We start from the raw sequence: 1367 nt of genomic DNA, 5'->3' as shown, positions 1-1367 counted from the left end.
GTGACCGCGACCGGCGGCCACCCCTTCTGGGTCCCCACCCTGCACGAATGGGTAGACGCCGGCGACCTCAGGCCCGGACAATGGCTCCAGACCGGCGCCGGCACCCACGTCCAGCTCACCGCCATCGACACCACGCGCGAGCAGGCCAGGGTCCACAACCTCACCATCGCCAGCACCCACACGTACCACGTGAATGTAGGCGAGGACGCTATCCTCGTCCATAACACCTGCTCAGCGAGTGGGCCAACCTTCATCGGCTTCGTGGACAGCCCTCCGGCGGCGATTCCGTCGGGAGCCTCAGGCCCTCTGGCAACAGACGGCCCAGGCTTCCAGTTCCTAGGAGGTTCTGGTGGTCTGGGTTTGGATAGCCGCGTGGCCGGCGTGCGCGTGATGGAAGCGACGAGTCACCATACCCGCCGTGTTGTCTACATGAACAGGACGGGACAAACTGTGAATCCTCAAACCGGCCAAACCGTAGCCAAGTCTGACTCCTGGGCTCATCTGCCATGGTGACGCGAGGGGGCGTGAGCGATTTGAATGGGCTTGAACTGAGTGCAGTCTGCTTCGTCCGGGACTACGTCGAGCTCCATTTTGATGGGCCAATCTTCCGTAGCCTAGGTGAGCCAATAGTCGAGACACAGCGAGACCGTTTCACACATCCGAATCCGGGCGCTCGAGACGCCCTCTGCGGGATGATCGGTTCCATCGTGGTTGACGCCACTGAGAGCGCGTCAACTATCAGGATTGCCTTCGAGGGGGGAGGTGCGATCTCGGTACCTTTGGAGTCGGAGACTGCTGGCCCAGAGGTTGCCCACCTCGTTCCGTTTTCGGATGGGTCGCCTGACATCGCAGGGATGCGCCTTTGGGCGAATCAATACCCAGACCCTGACGTGGACGCCGGAAGGCCGTGTCCAGACGGTGGCGAACGCCGATGACTCGGGCGTGGAGTATGTGTACGACGCGAACGGCAACCGGCTGATCTCGCGCACGGACACGGGCTCCGCGACTGAGACGACGCTGTATCTGGGGCATACCGAGGTCACGGTGAGCAGCACCGCGCCGGCGGTGGCGAAGGCGACTCGGTATGTCGACGTCGGTGGTGGGCACACTGCGGTGATCGAGGACGACGACGCCACGGTGTCGTTCGTGCTGAGCGACCATCAGGGCACGGGTCAGCTCGCGGTCCGGGCGGACACGATGACGTTGTCGCAGCGACGCACGACACCGTTCGGCACCGATCGTGGCACGGCGCCGGCTGACTGGGCGGGATCGCGCAGCTTCGTGGGTGGGTATGACGATCGGGCGAGCACGGGCCTGGTTTCTCTCGGTGCGCGGGAGTACGACCCGGCGTTGGGCAGGTTCGTGTC

Annotated in this window: 2 protein-coding genes; both read left to right on the top strand. The window is 64.2% G+C overall.

Annotated elements, in window-relative coordinates; translation table 11 throughout:
• Positions 1–513, top strand: a 513-nt coding sequence (locus tag BCL65_RS17715; protein WP_146137224.1) for a Hint domain-containing protein, incomplete at its 5' end; no start/stop codon positions are given.
• A gap of 318 nt (positions 514–831) precedes the next feature.
• The coding region (locus BCL65_RS17710) for a hypothetical protein (RefSeq protein WP_133166830.1) at positions 832–1367 on the top strand (536 nt) is incomplete at its 3' end.

This window comes from Isoptericola halotolerans, from assembly GCF_003003075.1.
In the GTDB taxonomy this organism is placed as follows: Bacteria; Actinomycetota; Actinomycetes; order Actinomycetales; family Cellulomonadaceae; genus Isoptericola; species Isoptericola halotolerans_A.
Note: the sequence above shows the minus strand (reverse complement) of the source record. Positions and strands in the feature narration are given on the sequence as shown.